This window comes from Streptomyces sp. NBC_00704, from assembly GCF_036226605.1.
Lineage (GTDB): Bacteria > Actinomycetota > Actinomycetes > Streptomycetales > Streptomycetaceae > Streptomyces.
In genome coordinates this window covers 2197243-2212332 of sequence record NZ_CP109000.1, presented here as the reverse complement: position 1 = coordinate 2212332, position 15090 = coordinate 2197243, and the positions used below count along the sequence as shown (strand labels likewise).

Annotated in this window: 11 protein-coding genes; 2 read left to right on the top strand and 9 right to left on the bottom strand. The window is 73.3% G+C overall.

The features are described 5' to 3' along the window. Window positions 1-158: 158 nt before the first annotated feature. The 6 genes from aceE to OG802_RS09750 all read right to left on the bottom strand — a co-directional run bounded on the left by aceE (window position 159) and on the right by OG802_RS09750 (window position 9623). Complete coding sequence (gene aceE, locus OG802_RS09775; RefSeq protein ID WP_329409138.1) at window positions 159-2864, bottom strand: pyruvate dehydrogenase (acetyl-transferring), homodimeric type; 2706 nt, start codon at window positions 2862-2864, stop codon at window positions 159-161. Between the two features lie 585 nt (window positions 2865-3449). Continuing rightward, on the bottom strand, window positions 3450-4073 hold the full coding sequence (locus tag OG802_RS09770) for a GntR family transcriptional regulator (protein ID WP_329409136.1): 624 nt from the start codon (window positions 4071-4073) through the stop codon (window positions 3450-3452). 120 nt (window positions 4074-4193) lie between these two features. Further along, window positions 4194-4454: a hypothetical protein gene (locus OG802_RS09765; protein ID WP_329409134.1), complete on the bottom strand. Its 261-nt coding sequence runs from the start codon at window positions 4452-4454 to the stop codon at window positions 4194-4196. 97 nt (window positions 4455-4551) lie between these two features. Further along, window positions 4552-6324, bottom strand: coding sequence for a 2-oxoglutarate dehydrogenase, E2 component, dihydrolipoamide succinyltransferase (gene sucB / locus OG802_RS09760; RefSeq protein WP_329409132.1), 1773 nt, complete (start codon window positions 6322-6324; stop codon window positions 4552-4554). A 66-nt stretch (window positions 6325-6390) separates the two neighbouring features. Further along, entirely contained in the window at window positions 6391-7779 is a 1389-nt protein-coding gene (lpdA, locus tag OG802_RS09755; RefSeq protein ID WP_329409130.1) for a dihydrolipoyl dehydrogenase, read from the bottom strand. A gap of 302 nt (window positions 7780-8081) precedes the next feature. Continuing rightward, entirely contained in the window at window positions 8082-9623 is a 1542-nt protein-coding gene (locus tag OG802_RS09750) for a leucyl aminopeptidase (protein WP_329409128.1), read from the bottom strand. Between the two features lie 403 nt (window positions 9624-10026). Here OG802_RS09750 and OG802_RS09745 point away from each other — a divergent pair, with 403 nt between their 5' ends. Continuing rightward, window positions 10027-10839 carry an endo alpha-1,4 polygalactosaminidase gene (locus tag OG802_RS09745; protein ID WP_329409126.1) on the top strand — a complete coding sequence of 271 codons (813 nt, stop codon included), beginning with the start codon at window positions 10027-10029 and terminating at the stop codon, window positions 10837-10839. Window positions 10840-10855: 16 nt separating this feature from the next. On the opposite strand, the gene OG802_RS09740 is transcribed toward OG802_RS09745, so the two are convergent. Continuing rightward, window positions 10856-11713: an adenosylcobinamide-GDP ribazoletransferase gene (locus tag OG802_RS09740; protein WP_329409124.1), complete on the bottom strand. Its 858-nt coding sequence runs from the start codon at window positions 11711-11713 to the stop codon at window positions 10856-10858. Between the two features lie 67 nt (window positions 11714-11780). Between OG802_RS09740 and OG802_RS09735 the strand changes: the two genes are divergently transcribed. Beyond that, window positions 11781-12545, top strand: coding sequence for a hypothetical protein (locus tag OG802_RS09735; protein WP_329409122.1), 765 nt, complete (start codon window positions 11781-11783; stop codon window positions 12543-12545). On the opposite strand, the gene OG802_RS09730 is transcribed toward OG802_RS09735, so the two are convergent. Both OG802_RS09730 and OG802_RS09725 read right to left on the bottom strand, forming a co-directional pair. Continuing rightward, window positions 12449-13189, bottom strand: coding sequence for a hypothetical protein (locus OG802_RS09730; RefSeq protein ID WP_329409120.1), 741 nt, complete (start codon window positions 13187-13189; stop codon window positions 12449-12451). The two genes, OG802_RS09735 and OG802_RS09730, sit on opposite strands and share 97 nt — an antisense overlap. Then, complete coding sequence (locus tag OG802_RS09725) at window positions 13186-15078, bottom strand: phosphatidylglycerol lysyltransferase domain-containing protein (RefSeq protein ID WP_329409118.1); 1893 nt, start codon at window positions 15076-15078, stop codon at window positions 13186-13188. The genes OG802_RS09730 and OG802_RS09725 overlap by 4 nt, the downstream gene beginning before the upstream one ends. Between the last annotated feature and the right edge of the window lie 12 nt (window positions 15079-15090).

Genomic DNA, 15090 nt, shown 5'->3' with positions numbered 1-15090 from the left:
CCCATGATGCAGGCCCCCACCGACAACGCGGCCGGGACGGCCCCGGCCCGTGCCCACGACGACGGCGAGGAGGGGTACGGTCCGCGCCGTACCCCTCCTCGCCGTCTCACGGCACCTCACCCCGCCCGGGTCACGTCGCTCCGCGACCGGGCGACGGCCTACAGGCCGTACCGTTCGCGGGCTTCCTTCACCGCCGTCGCCTTGACCTCGCCGCGCCGGGCGAGCTGGGCCAGCGCGGCCACCACGACCGACTCCGCGTCCACGCCGAAGTGGCGGCGGGCCGCCTCGCGGGTGTCGGACAGGCCGAAGCCGTCCGCGCCCAGCGAGGACCAGTCCTGCTCGACCCACTGCGCGATCTGGTCCGGCACCTGGCGCATGTAGTCGGAGACCGCGAGCACCGGGCCCTCGGCGCCGTGCAGCGCCCGGCGGACGTACGGCGTCCGCTCCTCGCCGCGCAACAGGGCCGCGTCGGCCTCCAGCGCGTCGCGGCGCAGCTCGGTCCAGGAGGTCGCGGACCACACGTCGGCGGCCACGCCCCACTCCTCGGCGAGCATCTTCTGCGCCTTCAGCGTCCAGTGGATCGCCGTGCCCGAGGCCAGCAGCTGGATGCGCGGGGCGTTGGCCGCCGCGACCTCCACGCCGGCCGACTCCGCCGTGTTGAAGCGGTACAGGCCCTTGAGGATGCCCTCGTCGACGCCGGGCGCGGCCGGTTTGGCCGGCTGCGGCATCGGCTCGTTGTAGACGGTGAGGTAGTAGAAGACGTTCGGGTCCTCGCCCGGGGCCGCCTCGCCGTACATCCGGCGCAGGCCGTCCTTGACGATCGCCGCGATCTCGTAGGCGAACGCCGGGTCGTAGCTGAGCGCGGCCGGGTTGGTCGCGGCGATCACCGGCGAGTGGCCGTCGGCGTGCTGGAGGCCCTCGCCCGTCAGGGTCGTGCGGCCGGCCGTCGCGCCGACGAGGAAGCCGCGGCCGAGCTGGTCGCCGAGCTGCCACATCTGGTCGGCCGTGCGCTGCCAGCCGAACATCGAGTAGAAGATGTAGAACGGGATCATCGCCTCGCCGTGCGTCGCGTACGACGTCGATGCGGCGATGAAGTCGGCCATCGAACCGGCCTCGGTGATCCCCTCGTTGAGGATCTGGCCGTTCTCGGCCTCCTTGTAGTACATCAGCTGGTCGCGGTCGACCGGCTCGTACGTCTGGCCCTTGGGGGAGTAGATCCCGAGCGACGGGAACAAGCTCTCCATGCCGAAGGTGCGCGCCTCGTCGGGGACGATGGGCACCCAGCGCTTCCCGGTCTCCTTGTCGCGGACCAGGTCCTTGACGAGGCGGACGAACGCCATGGTGGTCGCCACGTTCTGCGTGCCGGAGCCCTTGTCGAAGGAGGCGAACGTCTTGTCGGCGGGGGCGGGCAGCGGGGCGAGCGCGTGCGTGCGGCGGGCCGGGGCCGGGCCGCCGAGGGCCGCGCGGCGCTCCTGGAGGTAGCGGACCTCGGGGGAGTCGGCGCCGGGGTGCCCGTAGGGGACGATCCCGTCGACGAACTGCGCGTCGGAGATCGGCAGCTCCAGCAGGTCGCGCATGGTCTTGAACTCGTCCACCGAGAGCTTCTTCATCTGGTGGTTGGCGTTCTTCGACGCGAAGCCCTCGCCGAGGGTGTGGCCCTTGACCGTCTGGGCCAGGATGACCGTCGGGGCGCCCTTGAACTCCACGGCCGCCTTGTAGGCCGCGTAGACCTTGCCGGCCTCGTGGCCGCCGCGGGAGAGGTGGAAGCACTCCAGGATCTTGTCGTCGCTCAGCAGCTTCGCCATCTCGGCGAGCGCCGGGTCCTTGCCGAAGAAGTCCTGGCGGATGTAGGCCGCGTCGCGCGTCTGGTAGGTCTGCACCTGCGCGTCGGGCACCTCGCGCAGCCGGCGGACCAGCGCGCCCGTCGTGTCGAGCTGGAACAGCTCGTCCCAGGCCGAGCCCCACAGCGACTTGATCACGTTCCAGCCGGCGCCGCGGAACTGGGCCTCCAGCTCCTGCACGATCTTGAAGTTGGCGCGGACCGGTCCGTCGAGGCGCTGGAGGTTGCAGTTGATGACGAAGGTCAGGTTGTCCAGGCCCTCGCGGGAGGCGAGCGCGAGTGCCGCGGTCGACTCCGGCTCGTCCATCTCGCCGTCGCCGAGGAACGCCCACACGTGGGAGGCGGAGACGTCCTTGATCGCGCGGTTGGTGAGGTACCGGTTGAAGCGCGCCTGGTAGATGGCGGAGAGCGGACCGAGTCCCATGGAGACGGTCGGGAACTCCCACAGCCAGGGCAGCCGCCGCGGGTGCGGGTAGGACGGGAGGCCCTGGCCGCCCGCCTCCTGGCGGAAGTTGTCCAGGTGCCGCTCGGTCAGCCGGCCGTCGAGGAAGGCGCGGGCGTAGATGCCGGGGGAGGCGTGGCCCTGGATGTAGAGCTGGTCGCCCGAGCCGTCGGCCTCCTTGCCCCGGAAGAAGTGGTTGAAGCCGGTCTCGTAGAGCCAGGCCGCGGAGGCGAAGGTGGCGATGTGGCCGCCGACGCCGTGCTTGGCGCCGCGGGTCACCATGGCGGCCGCGTTCCAGCGGTTCCACGCGGTGATCTTCCGCTCCATCTCCGGGTCGCCGGGGGCGGTGGGCTCCGCGGCCGTCGGGATGGTGTTGACGTAGTCGGTCTCGAGCAGCTTCGGCAGCGCGATGCCGTTGCCCTCGGCCCGCTCCAGCGTGCGGCGCATCAGGTATGCGGCACGGTGCGGCCCGGCCGCCTTGGCGACCGCGTCCAGGGAGGCCTGCCATTCGGCGGTCTCCTCCGGGTCCCGGTCGGGGAGCTGGTCGAGCGCGCTCGGCTGGATGGCCTGGGGGTCGGTCATGTCGCCGCCTTCCTCAGTCGAAGGGGGTTCCCTCATCGGTAGGGGTTCGGGGTGCCCTTGGTCTTTGGCAGGACAGGGCATGAGGGTCTGCCACGGCGTCGTTGTACGACTCCGCGGCGCGGCCCGTCGGTGACTGTAACTCCCTGATCGATGATCGATCAAAGGGTTGATGGGAAAAAACTCTCGATTGCGAGAAAGTAGGCACGCGGTGCCTTTCGGTCAGGCACCCCGTGCCGCGAATTCGCCTTGTTTTCGCAGGTGAGCGTCGGTCTGCTCGGCTGTTTCGGCCCCGCTCCGCCGTCCCGGCCGAGCCCGGTGCGCCCTGCGTGCGGCCGCGACCGGCACGGGGCCCGTCATGGCCGGTTCCGGTGGGTCGTGGCCGGTTCCGGTCGGTCAGGGGCGGCCTGGCTCGGGGGAGTGCCACGGGCCTGTTCCCGCGCCTGTGGCCTGCGTCTGTTCCGGTCTGTCCCGGTCCGGGCCAGTCTGTTCCGGTCCGGACTGTTCCGGTGTGGTGCGGTGCGGTGCGGTGCGGTGCAGGCCGGTGCGGGCCGGTGCGGGCCGGACCGGCTTCCGGCTCCGGCTGCGTCAGGGGCGGGGCGCGCAGCCCAGGACGTGCGCCTTCACCAGCTCCGCGATCCGCGGGTCACGCCGCCGGAACGCCTGCACCAGTTCCTCGTGCTCCTCGGCGTACGACTGCTGGACGGTCCCGAGCCAGCGGATGGACAGCGCCGTGAACACCTCGATGCCGAGGCCCTCCCAGGTGTGCAGCAGCACCGAGTTCCCGGCGGCCCGCACCAGCTCCCGGTGGAAGCCGACGGTGTGCCGCACCTGGGCGGTGCCGTCGGAGGCGCGGTCGGCCTCGTAGAGGGCGGCGACGTGGGGTTCGAGCACCGAGCAGTCCTCGGCCAGCTTCCGGGCCGCCAGCTCCGCGGCGATCGCCTCCAGGCCCGCCCGCACCGGATAGCTCTCCTCCAGGTCGGCCGCCGTCAGGTTGCGCACCCGGACGCCCTTGTTGGGCGCGGACTCGATCAGCCGCAGCGACTCCAGCTCGCGCAGCGCCTCGCGCACCGGCGTCTGGCTGACCTCCAGCTCGGTGGCGATCCGCCGCTCGACGATCCGCTCGCCCGGCTGCCAGCGCCCGCTGACGATCCCTTCCACGATGTGCTCGCGGATCTGTTCGCGCAGCGAGTGGACGACGGGCGCGGTCATGAGAGCTCCTTTGAGGAGAGGCCGCACGGGCCCCCGGGGGCGTTTGACGTTTAGACAATACGGCCGTGAGCGCTTTCCAGAAGGGCACGCGGGGGTGCTTTTACGCAGGTGAGACGAGACTTACACGAGCGGGGACGGGGCCTCCCGGCGCTGCGGGCGGCGTCGGCCCCGGCCCGGCTCAGAGGTGAGCACCGCGCGCAGCGCGTCGTCGACGAGGGCCGGCTGCCGAAGGCCGATGTTGCCGTGCGGGGTGCCGGTGCCGAAGCGGGATGCGCTGAGCCGGAGCAGGTCGACGGCGACGACGGACGCCTCGATGGGCGAGGTCAGGCGGACGCTCATCGCCGTGTCGGGGCGCACTCGTGACGTCAGAAGTAGTGGCACAGCCGGCTTCCTGGGAGGTTTCGTCGGAGCCGGGAGAAACAGAGCGCCCCCGCCCGGAGGACCGGGCGGGGGCGCTCTGTGCTGCTGGACCGACGGGTCAGAGGCCGAGCTCGACCTCGAACTCGCCGGCCTCCAGGATCGCCTTGACCGCGGTCAGGTAGCGGGCCGCGTCGGCGCCGTCCACCAGACGGTGGTCGTAGGACAGGGTCAGGTACGTCATGTCGCGGACGCCGATGACCGTGCCCTCCTCCGTCTCGATGACGGCGGGACGCTTGACCGTCGCGCCGATGCCGAGGATCGCGACCTGGTTCGGCGGCACGATGATCGTGTCGAACAGCGCGCCGCGCGAGCCGGTGTTGCTGATGGTAAAGGTCGCGCCGGACAGCTCGTCCGGGGTGATCTTGTTCGCGCGGACCTTGCCGGCCAGGTCGGCCGTGGCCTTCGCGATGCCGGCGATGTTCAGGTCGCCCGCGTGCTTGATGACCGGGGTCATCAGGCCCTTCTCCGAGTCCACCGCGATACCGATGCTCTCGGTGTCGAAGTAGGTGATCGTGCCCTCGTCCACGTTGATCCGGGCGTTGACGGCCGGGTGGGCCTTCAGCGCCTGGGCCGCCGCCTTCACGAAGAACGGCATCGGGGACAGCTTGACGCCCTCACGGGCGGCGAAGGAGTCCTTCGCCTGCGCGCGGAGCTTCATCAGGCGGGTGATGTCGACCTCGACGACCGAGGACAGCTGCGCCTGCTCGTGCAGCGCCTTGACCATGTTGTCGCCGATGACCTTGCGGATGCGGGGCATCTTCACGGTCTGGCCGCGCAGCGGGGAGGCCTCCAGCGCGGGGGCCTTCTTCGCGGCGGCCGGCGCCGCGGCCGGGGCCGGGGCGGAGGCGGCGGCCTTGGCGGCCTCCGCGGCGGCGAGCACGTCCTGCTTGCGGATGCGGCCGCCGACGCCGGTGCCCTTGACGGAGCCCAGGTCGACGCCGTTCTCCGCGGCGAGCTTGCGCACCAGCGGGGTCACGTACGCGCCCTCGTCGCTCGCCTGTGCGGCCGGAGCCGGGGCGGCGGCGGGAGCCGGGGTGACCGGAGCCGGAGCGGCGGGCGCGGGAGCCTGCGCGGCCGGAGCCGGGGCCGGGGTAGGCGCCGGAGCGGCCGGAGCCGGGGTGGGTGCCGGAGCGGCCGGAGTCGGAGCCGGAGCGGCCGGGGCGGGAGCCTCGGCGGCGGGGGCCGGGGCGGCGGCCGGAGCCGCGCCCGGGGCGCCGATGACGGCCAGCTTGGCGCCGACCTCGGCGGTCTCGTCCTCGGCGACGGTGATCTCCAGCAGTACACCGGAGGCGGGCGCCGGGATCTCGGTGTCGACCTTGTCGGTGGAGACCTCGAGCAGCGGCTCGTCGGCCTCGACCGAGTCGCCGACCGACTTCAGCCAGCGGGTGACGGTGCCCTCGGTGACGGACTCGCCGAGCGCGGGCAGGACGACGTCCGTGCCCTCGGCGGAGCCGCCGCCGGCGGCGGCCTCGGGGGTGGGAGCCGGGGCCGGGGCCTCCTGCTCGGTGGAGGGCTGGGCGGCCGGGGCCGGCTCGGGGGCCGGCGGAGCGACCTCCTCGGCGGCCGGAGCCGGGGCGGCGGCCGGGGCGCCGGTGCCGTCGTCGATCACGGCCAGCTCGGCGCCGACCTCGACGGTCTCGTCCTCGGCGACCTTGATGGAGGCCAGGACGCCGGAGGCGGGGGAGGGGATCTCGGTGTCGACCTTGTCGGTCGACACCTCGAGCAGGGGCTCGTCGGCCTCGACGCGCTCACCCTCGGCCTTCAGCCAGCGGGTGACGGTGCCCTCGGTGACGCTCTCGCCGAGCGCCGGAAGGGTTACGGAAACCGCCATGGTTTCGGTTGCTCCTTACGAGTTGCGGAAGTCTGGGTCGTCGCTTCGACGTGTCTCGACCGAGGGTCAGTCGTGCGAGTGCAGCGGCTTGCCCGCCAGGGCCAGGTGGGCCTCGCCGAGCGCCTCGTTCTGCGTCGGGTGGGCGTGGACGAGCTGCGCGACCTCGGCCGGCAGCGCCTCCCAGTTGTAGATCAGCTGGGCTTCGCCGACCTGCTCGCCCATGCGGTCGCCGACCATGTGGACGCCGACCACCGCGCCGTCCTTCACCTGGACGAGCTTGATCTCGCCCGAGGTGTTGAGGATCTTGCTCTTGCCGTTGCCCGCCAGGTTGTACTTCAGAGCGACGACCTTGTCCGCGCCGTAGATCTCCTTGGCCTTGGCCTCGGTGATGCCCACGGAGGCGACCTCGGGGTGGCAGTACGTCACCCGGGGGACGCCGTCGTAGTCGATCGGAACGGTCTTCAGGCCGGCCAGGCGCTCCGCCACCAGCATGCCCTCGGCGAAGCCGACGTGCGCGAGCTGGAGCGTCGGCACCAGGTCGCCGACGGCGGAGATCGTCGGGACGTTGGTGCGCATGTACTCGTCGACCAGGACGTAGCCGCGGTCCATCGCGACGCCCTGCTCCTCGTAGCCCAGACCGGCGGAGACGGGCCCGCGGCCCACCGCGACCAGCAGGACCTCGGCCTCGAACACCTTGCCGTCGGCCAGCGTGACCTTGACGCCGTCGGCGGTGTACTCGGCCTTGGAGAAGAAGGTGCCCAGGTTGAACTTGATGCCGCGCTTGCGGAACGCGCGCTCGAGGAGCTTGGAGGAGTTCTCGTCCTCGACCGGGACGAGGTGCTTGAGGCCCTCGACGACCGTCACGTCGGCGCCGAACGACTTCCACGCCGAGGCGAACTCGACGCCGATGACGCCGCCGCCCAGGATGATCGCGGACTTCGGCACGCGGTCCAGGACGAGGGCGTGGTCCGAGGAGATGATCCGGTCGCCGTCGATCTCCAGGCCCGGCAGCGACTTCGGCACGGAGCCGGTCGCCAGGAGCACGTGGCGGCCCTGGACGCGCTGCCCGTTCACGTCGACGGAGGTCGGGGAGGACAGGCGGCCCTCACCCTCGATGTAGGTCACCTTGCGGGAGGCGATGAGTCCCTGGAGGCCCTTGTACAGGCCGGAGACGACGCCGTCCTTGTACTTGTGGACGGCGGGGACGTCGATGCCCTCGAAGGTGGCCTTGACGCCGAACTGCTCGCTCTCGCGGGCCTGGTCGGCGATCTCGCCCGCGTGCAGCAGGGCCTTGGTGGGGATGCAGCCCCGGTGCAGGCAGGTGCCGCCGACCTTGTCCTTCTCGATCAGGGCGACGTCCAGTCCCAGCTGCGCCCCGCGCAGGGCCGCGGCGTACCCACCGCTGCCACCGCCGAGGATCACTAGGTCGAAAACGGTGCTGGCGTCGTTCGCCACGTCACGTCCTCCATGCATGTGCGCCACGCCGGTCTCCAGTGACCGGTCGGCGGCTGGTGTCCGGCCGCTGAAGTCTCGGCCCTGTGGTGGGGGCCCTGTCCTGCCGAGCCCCATCCTCGCACTTGTCGGAGCACGACGAGACACGGGGCCGGGGTGTGAGCACCCCACGCCCCCTTGCGACAGAGGTGAGGAGGGTGCTCAGGGGCGCGGGGAACCGCGCGACCGGCCACGTACGGCCCGCGCCCGCCGGTACGACGGACGCGGTCGAGTGATCAGCCGCACAGCTCCCCTCCCCGGAGGAACTAGCCCAGGTCGCCGGCGGCGGTCAGCTCGGCCAGCCGCACCAACGTCCGCACCGCGGTGCCCGTGCCGCCCTTCGGCGTGTACCCGAACGGGGCGCCCTCGTTGAACGCGGGCCCGGCGATGTCCAGGTGCGCCCAGGTGATGCCCTCGCCCACGAACTCGCGCAGGAAGAGGCCGGCCACCAGCCCGCCGCCCATCCGCTCGCCCATGTTCGCGATGTCGGCGACCGTGGAGTCCATGCCCTTGCGCAGGTGCTCGGGCAGCGGCATCGGCCACGCCGGCTCGCCGACCTCCTCGGCGGCCTCGTGCACCGCCGTGCGGAACGCGTCGTCGTTGGCCATGATCCCGAAGGTGCGGCTGCCGAGCGCCAGCATCATCGCGCCGGTCAGGGTGGCGACGTCGACGATCGCGTCCGGCTTCTCCGCGGAGGCCGCCCACAGCGCGTCCGCGAGGACCAGCCGGCCCTCGGCGTCGGTGTTGAGGACCTCGACGGTCTTGCCGCTGTACATGCGCAGCACGTCGCCGGGGCGGGTGGCGGAGCCGGACGGCATGTTCTCGGCGAGCGCCAGCCATCCGGTGACGTTCACCTCCAGGCCGAGCCGCGCGGCGGCGACGACCGCGGCGAAGACCGCCGCCGCGCCGCTCATGTCGCACTTCATCGTCTCGTTGTGCCCGGCGGGCTTCAGCGAGATACCGCCCGAGTCGTAGGTGATGCCCTTGCCGACGAAGGCGAGGTGCTTCTTCGCCTTGGAGGAGGTGTACGACAGCTTCACCAGGCGCGGGGCCGAGGCGGAGCCGGCGCCGACGCCGAGGATGCCGCCGTAGCCGCCCTTGACGAGAGCCTTCTCGTCGAGGATCTGGATCTTGATGCCGTGCTCCTTGGCCGCCGTCTGGGCGAGAGCGGCGAACGCCTGGGGGTCGAGGTCGTTCGGCGGCATGTTGATCAGGTCGCGGGCGCGGTTGAGCTCCTCGCCCACGGCGGCGGCGCGGGCGAGCGCGGCCTTGTGGGCGGCGTCGCGCGGCTTGCCGCCGAGGAGGACGGCCTCGGCGAGGGGCGCCTTGTCGTTCTTGGCCTTGGCGTCGGCGGCCGCCGTCTGCTTGTAGGCGTCGAAGGAGTACGCGCCGAGCACCACGCCCTCGCCGATCGCGCCGAGGTCGGCGGCGTCGGTCACCGGCAGGGCGAAGGCGGCCTTCTTGGCGCCGGTGAGGGTGCGGGCTGCGGCGCCGGCGGCCCGGCGCAGGACCTCGGCGTCGTAGGCGGCGTCCTTCTCGGGCTCGGAGCCGAGCCCCACCGCGAGCACGAGAGGCGCCTTGAAGCCGGCCGGGGCGGGCAGCTTGGTCACCTCGCCCTCGGAGCCGGAGGCCCCGAGGGTCTCCAGAACGCCGGCGAGCCGGCCGTCGAACGCCGTGTCGACGGCTTCGGCGCCCGGGGCGACGGTCAGGTTCCCGGACGGGGAGGCCGCGCCCTTGGCGACACCGATCACGATCGCGTCGGCCCGCAGGCCGGGCGCCGCGGCGGTGCTGAGAGTGAGAGCAGTCACGGTGGTGAAATCTCGCTTCCGATGTGTTGTTGCTGTGGCCGGAGGGTGTGGGTCGACCGGGCCCAGGGCCGACCCTAGATCCGGGCCGCGGGCGCGGTCGCTCCGGGGTGCGTCTCACCGGCGCGGCGGACCGGCGGGGCGAACCCGGAACGAGCGTACGCGTGCGGGTGCGTTCGCTCATGCACGCGAGTGGCCACCCGCCGGGGCGTCGTGGCCATTTCCCGCCCCGGGGTCCAGGTGAAGCGGGGTGAACCGTCGTCATGCCGTCATTTCGGGCGGCCGCCGTCGCCGTGCGGGCACGGCAGCGGGGCCGTGCCGCCGCCACGACGGCCGCCGTACGGCCCGGCGCGGACATGGACGATCATGGTCCGGGTACGTTGCCGCCGACCCTGGAGCCCGTCCGGTGAGACGCCCGACCGTCCTGCTGCCCCTGCTCGCCCTGCTGCTCGCGGGCTGCTCCGCCGCCCCGGACGACGGTCCGCGCCCCGGCCCGTCCGCCACGGCCGGCGGGGGCGGCGCGTGGTGGCGGCCGGCCCCCGGCCTCGACTGGCAGTGGCAGCTCAGCGGCCCGCTGGACACCTCCGTCGACGTGCCGGTCTACGACATCGACGGCTTCGACCACGACGCGGCCACCGTGGCCGGCCTGCACGACGACGGCCGCCGGGTCGTCTGCTACCTCTCCACCGGGGCCTGGGAGGACTGGCGGCCCGACGCGAAGAAGTTCCCCGCCTCGGTGATCGGCGAGGGCAACGGCTGGAAGGGTGAGCGCTGGCTCGACATCCGCCGGACGGACGTCCTCGAACCGCTGCTCGCGGCCCGCCTCGACATGTGCCGCGACAAGGGGTTCGACGCCGTCGAGCCGGACAACATGGACGGCTACCGCAACACCACCGGCTTCCCCCTCGGAGCCGACGACCAACTGCGCTACAACCGCCTCGTCGCCCGCCTCGCCCATCAGCGCGGCATGGCCGTCGGCCTGAAGAACGACCTCGGCCAGATCCCCGCCCTCGTCGGCGACTTCGACTTCGCGGTGAACGAACAGTGCGCCCAGTACGACGAGTGCGCGGACCTGACGCCGTTCGTCGAGGCGGGCAAGGCCGTCTTCCACGTCGAGTACGAACTGCCCACGAGCGCCTTCTGCGCCGACTCCAGCCGCCTGAAGCTGAGTTCGCTGCGGAAGAAGTACGCACTGGGCGTCTGGCGCGAGGCCTGCTGACGCACGGTCAGGGTCTTCAGCGTCCCAGGCAGAGCACGATCAGGGCGGTCGTCGCCGCGGTCTCCGCCAGAGCGCCGAAGACGTCCCCGGTGACCCCGCCGAACCGGCGCGTGCAGTGCCGCAGGAGCAACTCGGCCGCGACGAGTGCGGCCAGGACCGCCACAACCGGCCCCACGGCGTCGTACGGCTCGAAGGGCGCGCCGCCCGCCGCCTCCGCCGGACCGATCATGACGACGGCGTCGCCGCCGCCCCCGTACGGCCCCCACCACGCTCCCGCGCCCGCCGCCGCCGGCGCGACGGCGCCGGCCGCGAGGAGGGCGCCGCGCACCGGGACCACCCCCGCGACCGCCGCGCCGAGCCCCTCCGGACGCGCGGGCGGCACCCCGTCGCGGGCGGCCAGGGTCAGCGCGAGGCGGGCGGCGACGGCCGAGACCACGGCGGCCAGCGCGCCCAGCGCCCACGAGGCGCCGTAGAGCTGGGCCAGCGCGGCCGCCTGCGCCAGCAGCACCAGGACGAGCGTGAGCACGCCGAAGGGGCCGATGTCCGACTGCTTCATGATCCGCAGCGCGTCCTCGGCGGGCTTCCCGCTGCCCAGGCCGTCCGCGGTGTCGGCCAGCCCGTCCAGATGCAGCCCGCGCGTGAGGACGGCGGGCACGGCGGCGGAGGCGACGGCGGCCAGCGGCGGGCTCGCGCCCAGCCGCAGCAGCAGCAGCCCGAGGCCGGCCGCGCAGCCGCCGACCACCAGGCCGACCGCCGGGGCGGCCAGCATGCCCCCGCGGGCGGCCGCCCGGTCCCAGCGGGACACCCTGACCGGCAGCGCGGTCAGGGTGCCGAAGGCGAAGCGGAGGCCGTCGAGGGGCGAGGTCGTGGACACGGCCGCAGCGTAGCCCGGACGCCCCGCCCGCGAGGCAGCCCGTCCTGCCGCCCGTGAGACTGACGGCATGGGCCCATGGCTGCACCGCAACGTCGTCGAACCGGGCAAGCTCCCGCTGCTGCTCGCGCTGGCCGCGTTCGTGCTCACCTTCCTGATCACCCGGGTCGTCACCCGGCTGATCCGGGCCGGCAAGGGCCCCTTCGGCAACATCAGCTCCGGCGGCGTGCACATCCACCATGTGGTGCCGGGCGTCGTCCTGACCGTCGCGGGCGGCTTCGGCGCGGTGGCCAGCGGGCGGCACGGCTTCGGCTCGGGCGCCTGCGCGGTGGTCTTCGGCATCGGGACCGGGCTGGTCCTCGACGAGTTCGCGCTGATCCTGCACCTGGACGACGTGTACTGGACGGAGGCGGGCCGCAAGAGCGTGGAGGCCGTGGTCCTCACGGCGGCGCTCGGCGGACTGCTGCTGGTGGGCTTCGCGCCGTTCGGCGTCAACGACATGAGCCAGGAGGAGTTGCAGGACCGCGGCAGCGTCCTCGCGACCGTCGCCGTCAACATCCTCTTCTCGCTGGCCGTGCTGACCAAGGGCAAGGTCATGACGGCCGTCTTCAGCGTGTTCGTGCCCTTCGTCGGCCTGATCGGCCTCGTCCGGCTGGCCCGCCCGGGCTCGCCCTGGGCCCGCAGGTTCTACCGGCGCCGCCCCCGCGCGCGGGCGCGGTCGACGCTGCGGGCCTACCGTCACGACCGGCGCTGGGCCCGCCCGCGCCGGCTGGTGGGGGACTGGCTGGGCGGCAAGACGGACGCGGAGCTGACCGGTTCCGCGGAGCGGCGCTGACGGCGGCGGGCCTGAGCGGCTCCGCACAGCGCCAGGACGGCCGCGATCGCCGCCAGATGCTCCTTGCCCGCGAGGTTGCCCTTCAGGGCCACCTCGACGGCCATCGCGACGATCACCGCGGCCGCCGTCGCGTACGCGCGGTAGCGCCAGCCCAGGAACACCGCGAGCCCCACCACGGCCGCGGAGGGCCCGGTGTCCACCACGAGGGCGTCCGAGACGGGCAGCCCGAGCGGGCCGTGCGGACCGAGCGCGATGCCCACGCGCGCGTACAGCGTCCCGGCGAGGGTGGCGGCGTAGGCGATGACGAGGGTGCGCCACCAGCCCAGGCACAGCTCGGCGATCCCGAACACCAGCAGGACCTGCGCCAGCGCGCCCCACACCGGCAGGTCCAGCGCCGGGACGAACAGCGACAGCGGGGTCCGCAGCAGGGCGAGCCACAGGGGGTCGACGGCCCGCACCGCCCCGAGGTCCTGCACCGGCTGATAGCCCCAGGGCTGGTTCTGCACCACCTGGGTCGCCGACGTCAGGCACACCGCCCCCAGCGTCAGCGGCGCCGCCCGCCACCACGGGGCCGCCCGCGGTCCGCGCACGGCCGCGTACAACGGCCCCCACTCGGCCCGGGCCCAGCGGACGGCCCGCCTCACCGGCGGGTCCCCAGGCGCCTGCGGTGCAGCCACTTCGGCAGCCCCGGCGCCTCCAGGAACCCCTCCGCCCGCGCCGCCGCGACGGCGATCCGGGGCAGGTCCGCGCTCTTCTCGAAGAGCAGGAACCTCGGCTCCCAGACGGGCCGGTACTTCGCGTTGGCGCGGTACAGCGACTCGATCTGCCACCAGCGGGAGAAGAAGCCGAGCAGCGACCGCCACAGCCTGAGCACCGGCCCGGCGCCGAGCCGCGAACCCCGCTCGAACACGGAGCGGAACACGGCGAAGTTCAACGAGACCTGCGTGACCGGGATCCCCCCGCCCTCCGGCCCCGCCCCGCCCGCCGCTCCCTGTCCGTGCTCCCCACGGTGTCCGCCCGCCCCGCCGTGTCCGTCCTCCCCGCCGTGTCCGTCCTCCCCGCCGTGCCCGGCCGCGCGGGCCCCCGCGGTCTCCCGGACCTCGCCCGTCACCCGGCCGTCCCGCGACGACAGGCGGGCCCGCCGCAGCAGTTCGATGACCATGAACTCGATCAGTCCGTTGTCGCAGTCGCGGTCCCTGCGCATCAGGTCCAGGGACAGGCCGTGCGGCCCCCACGGCACGAACGAGAGCAGCGCCCGCAGCTCGCCCCCGGCGTCGGCGCACTCCAGCATCACGCAGCGCCCGTCCCGCGGGTCCCCGAGGCGGCCGAGCGCCATGCTGAACCCGCGCTCGGTGGCGCCGTCCCGCCAGTCGTCGGCACGGCGTACGAGGGCCGCCATCTCCTCGGCCGGGATGTCCTCGTGGCGGCGGACGCGCACCGTGTAGCCGGCCCGCCGCACCCGGTTGCAGGCCTGCCGGACGGTCCGCATGGCCCGCCCCTCCAGGGTGAACTCGGCGACGTCGACGACGGCCTCGTCGCCCAGCTCCAGCGCGTCCAGCCCGTGCCGGGCGTAGACCGTCCCGGCCTCCTCGCCCGCGCCCATCACCGCCGGGATCCAGCCGTGCGCCCGCGCCTCGGCGAGCCACGGCTCGATCGCGCCGGGCCAGGCCTCCGGATCGCCCAGCGGGTCGCCGGAGGCCAGCGACACCCCGCCCAGCACGCGGTAGGCGACGGCCGCCTTCCCGGTCGGCGACCAGCGCACGCTCTTCTCCCGCCGCAGCGCGAAGTACCCCAGCGAGTCCCGCTCGCCGTGCCGGTCGAGCAGTTCCCGCAGCCGCTTCTCGTCGTCCTCGGTGAGCGGGTCCACGGCCCGCCGGGAACGGAACGCCGCGTACAGGACGGCCAGGACGAGCGCCGTGCTCAGGACGTTGACGGCGACGTCGACCCAGGTCGGAGTGAGGATCCCGGCGGCGCGGTGGTCGTCGGCGGAGACGGAGACCAGCCGCAGCGCGCCGTAGCGCCAGCGTTCGAGGAACGTGGACGGCGCGGACGACCGGTCGGTGACCGTCACCAGCAGCGCGGCCGTCAGCGACGCCGCCAGCAGCCCGCCGGCCCCGACGGCCGCGGCCAGCCCGGGGTTGGCCCGGTCGCCCTTCGCGTAGAACTCGCGCCGCCCGGCGACCAGCGCGGCGACGAAGACGGCGGTCAGCGCGAGCGACACCCAGTTCTGGGGCCGCTCCCGGATCTCCGGGAAGGCCATCGCCCACGCGAACAGGCCCAGGAACGCCCCGCTCAGACAGAGGTTCAGGATCCACGCGGCCCGTTTGCGCCGCCCCATGGTGACGGCCAGGAACGCGGTGAAGGCCCCGGACGCGAATCCCGCCGTGAGCAGGTACGGCGTGAAGAGGTTCTCCTGGTTGTGCCGCCGCACGTCCTGCCCCAGGGAGACCCACACCGCACTGAGGAAGTTGACGAACGCGACGGCCCGCAGGTACCAGACGGCGAAGGCGGCGGAGCCCCGGGTGTTGCCCATGATCGGTGATCA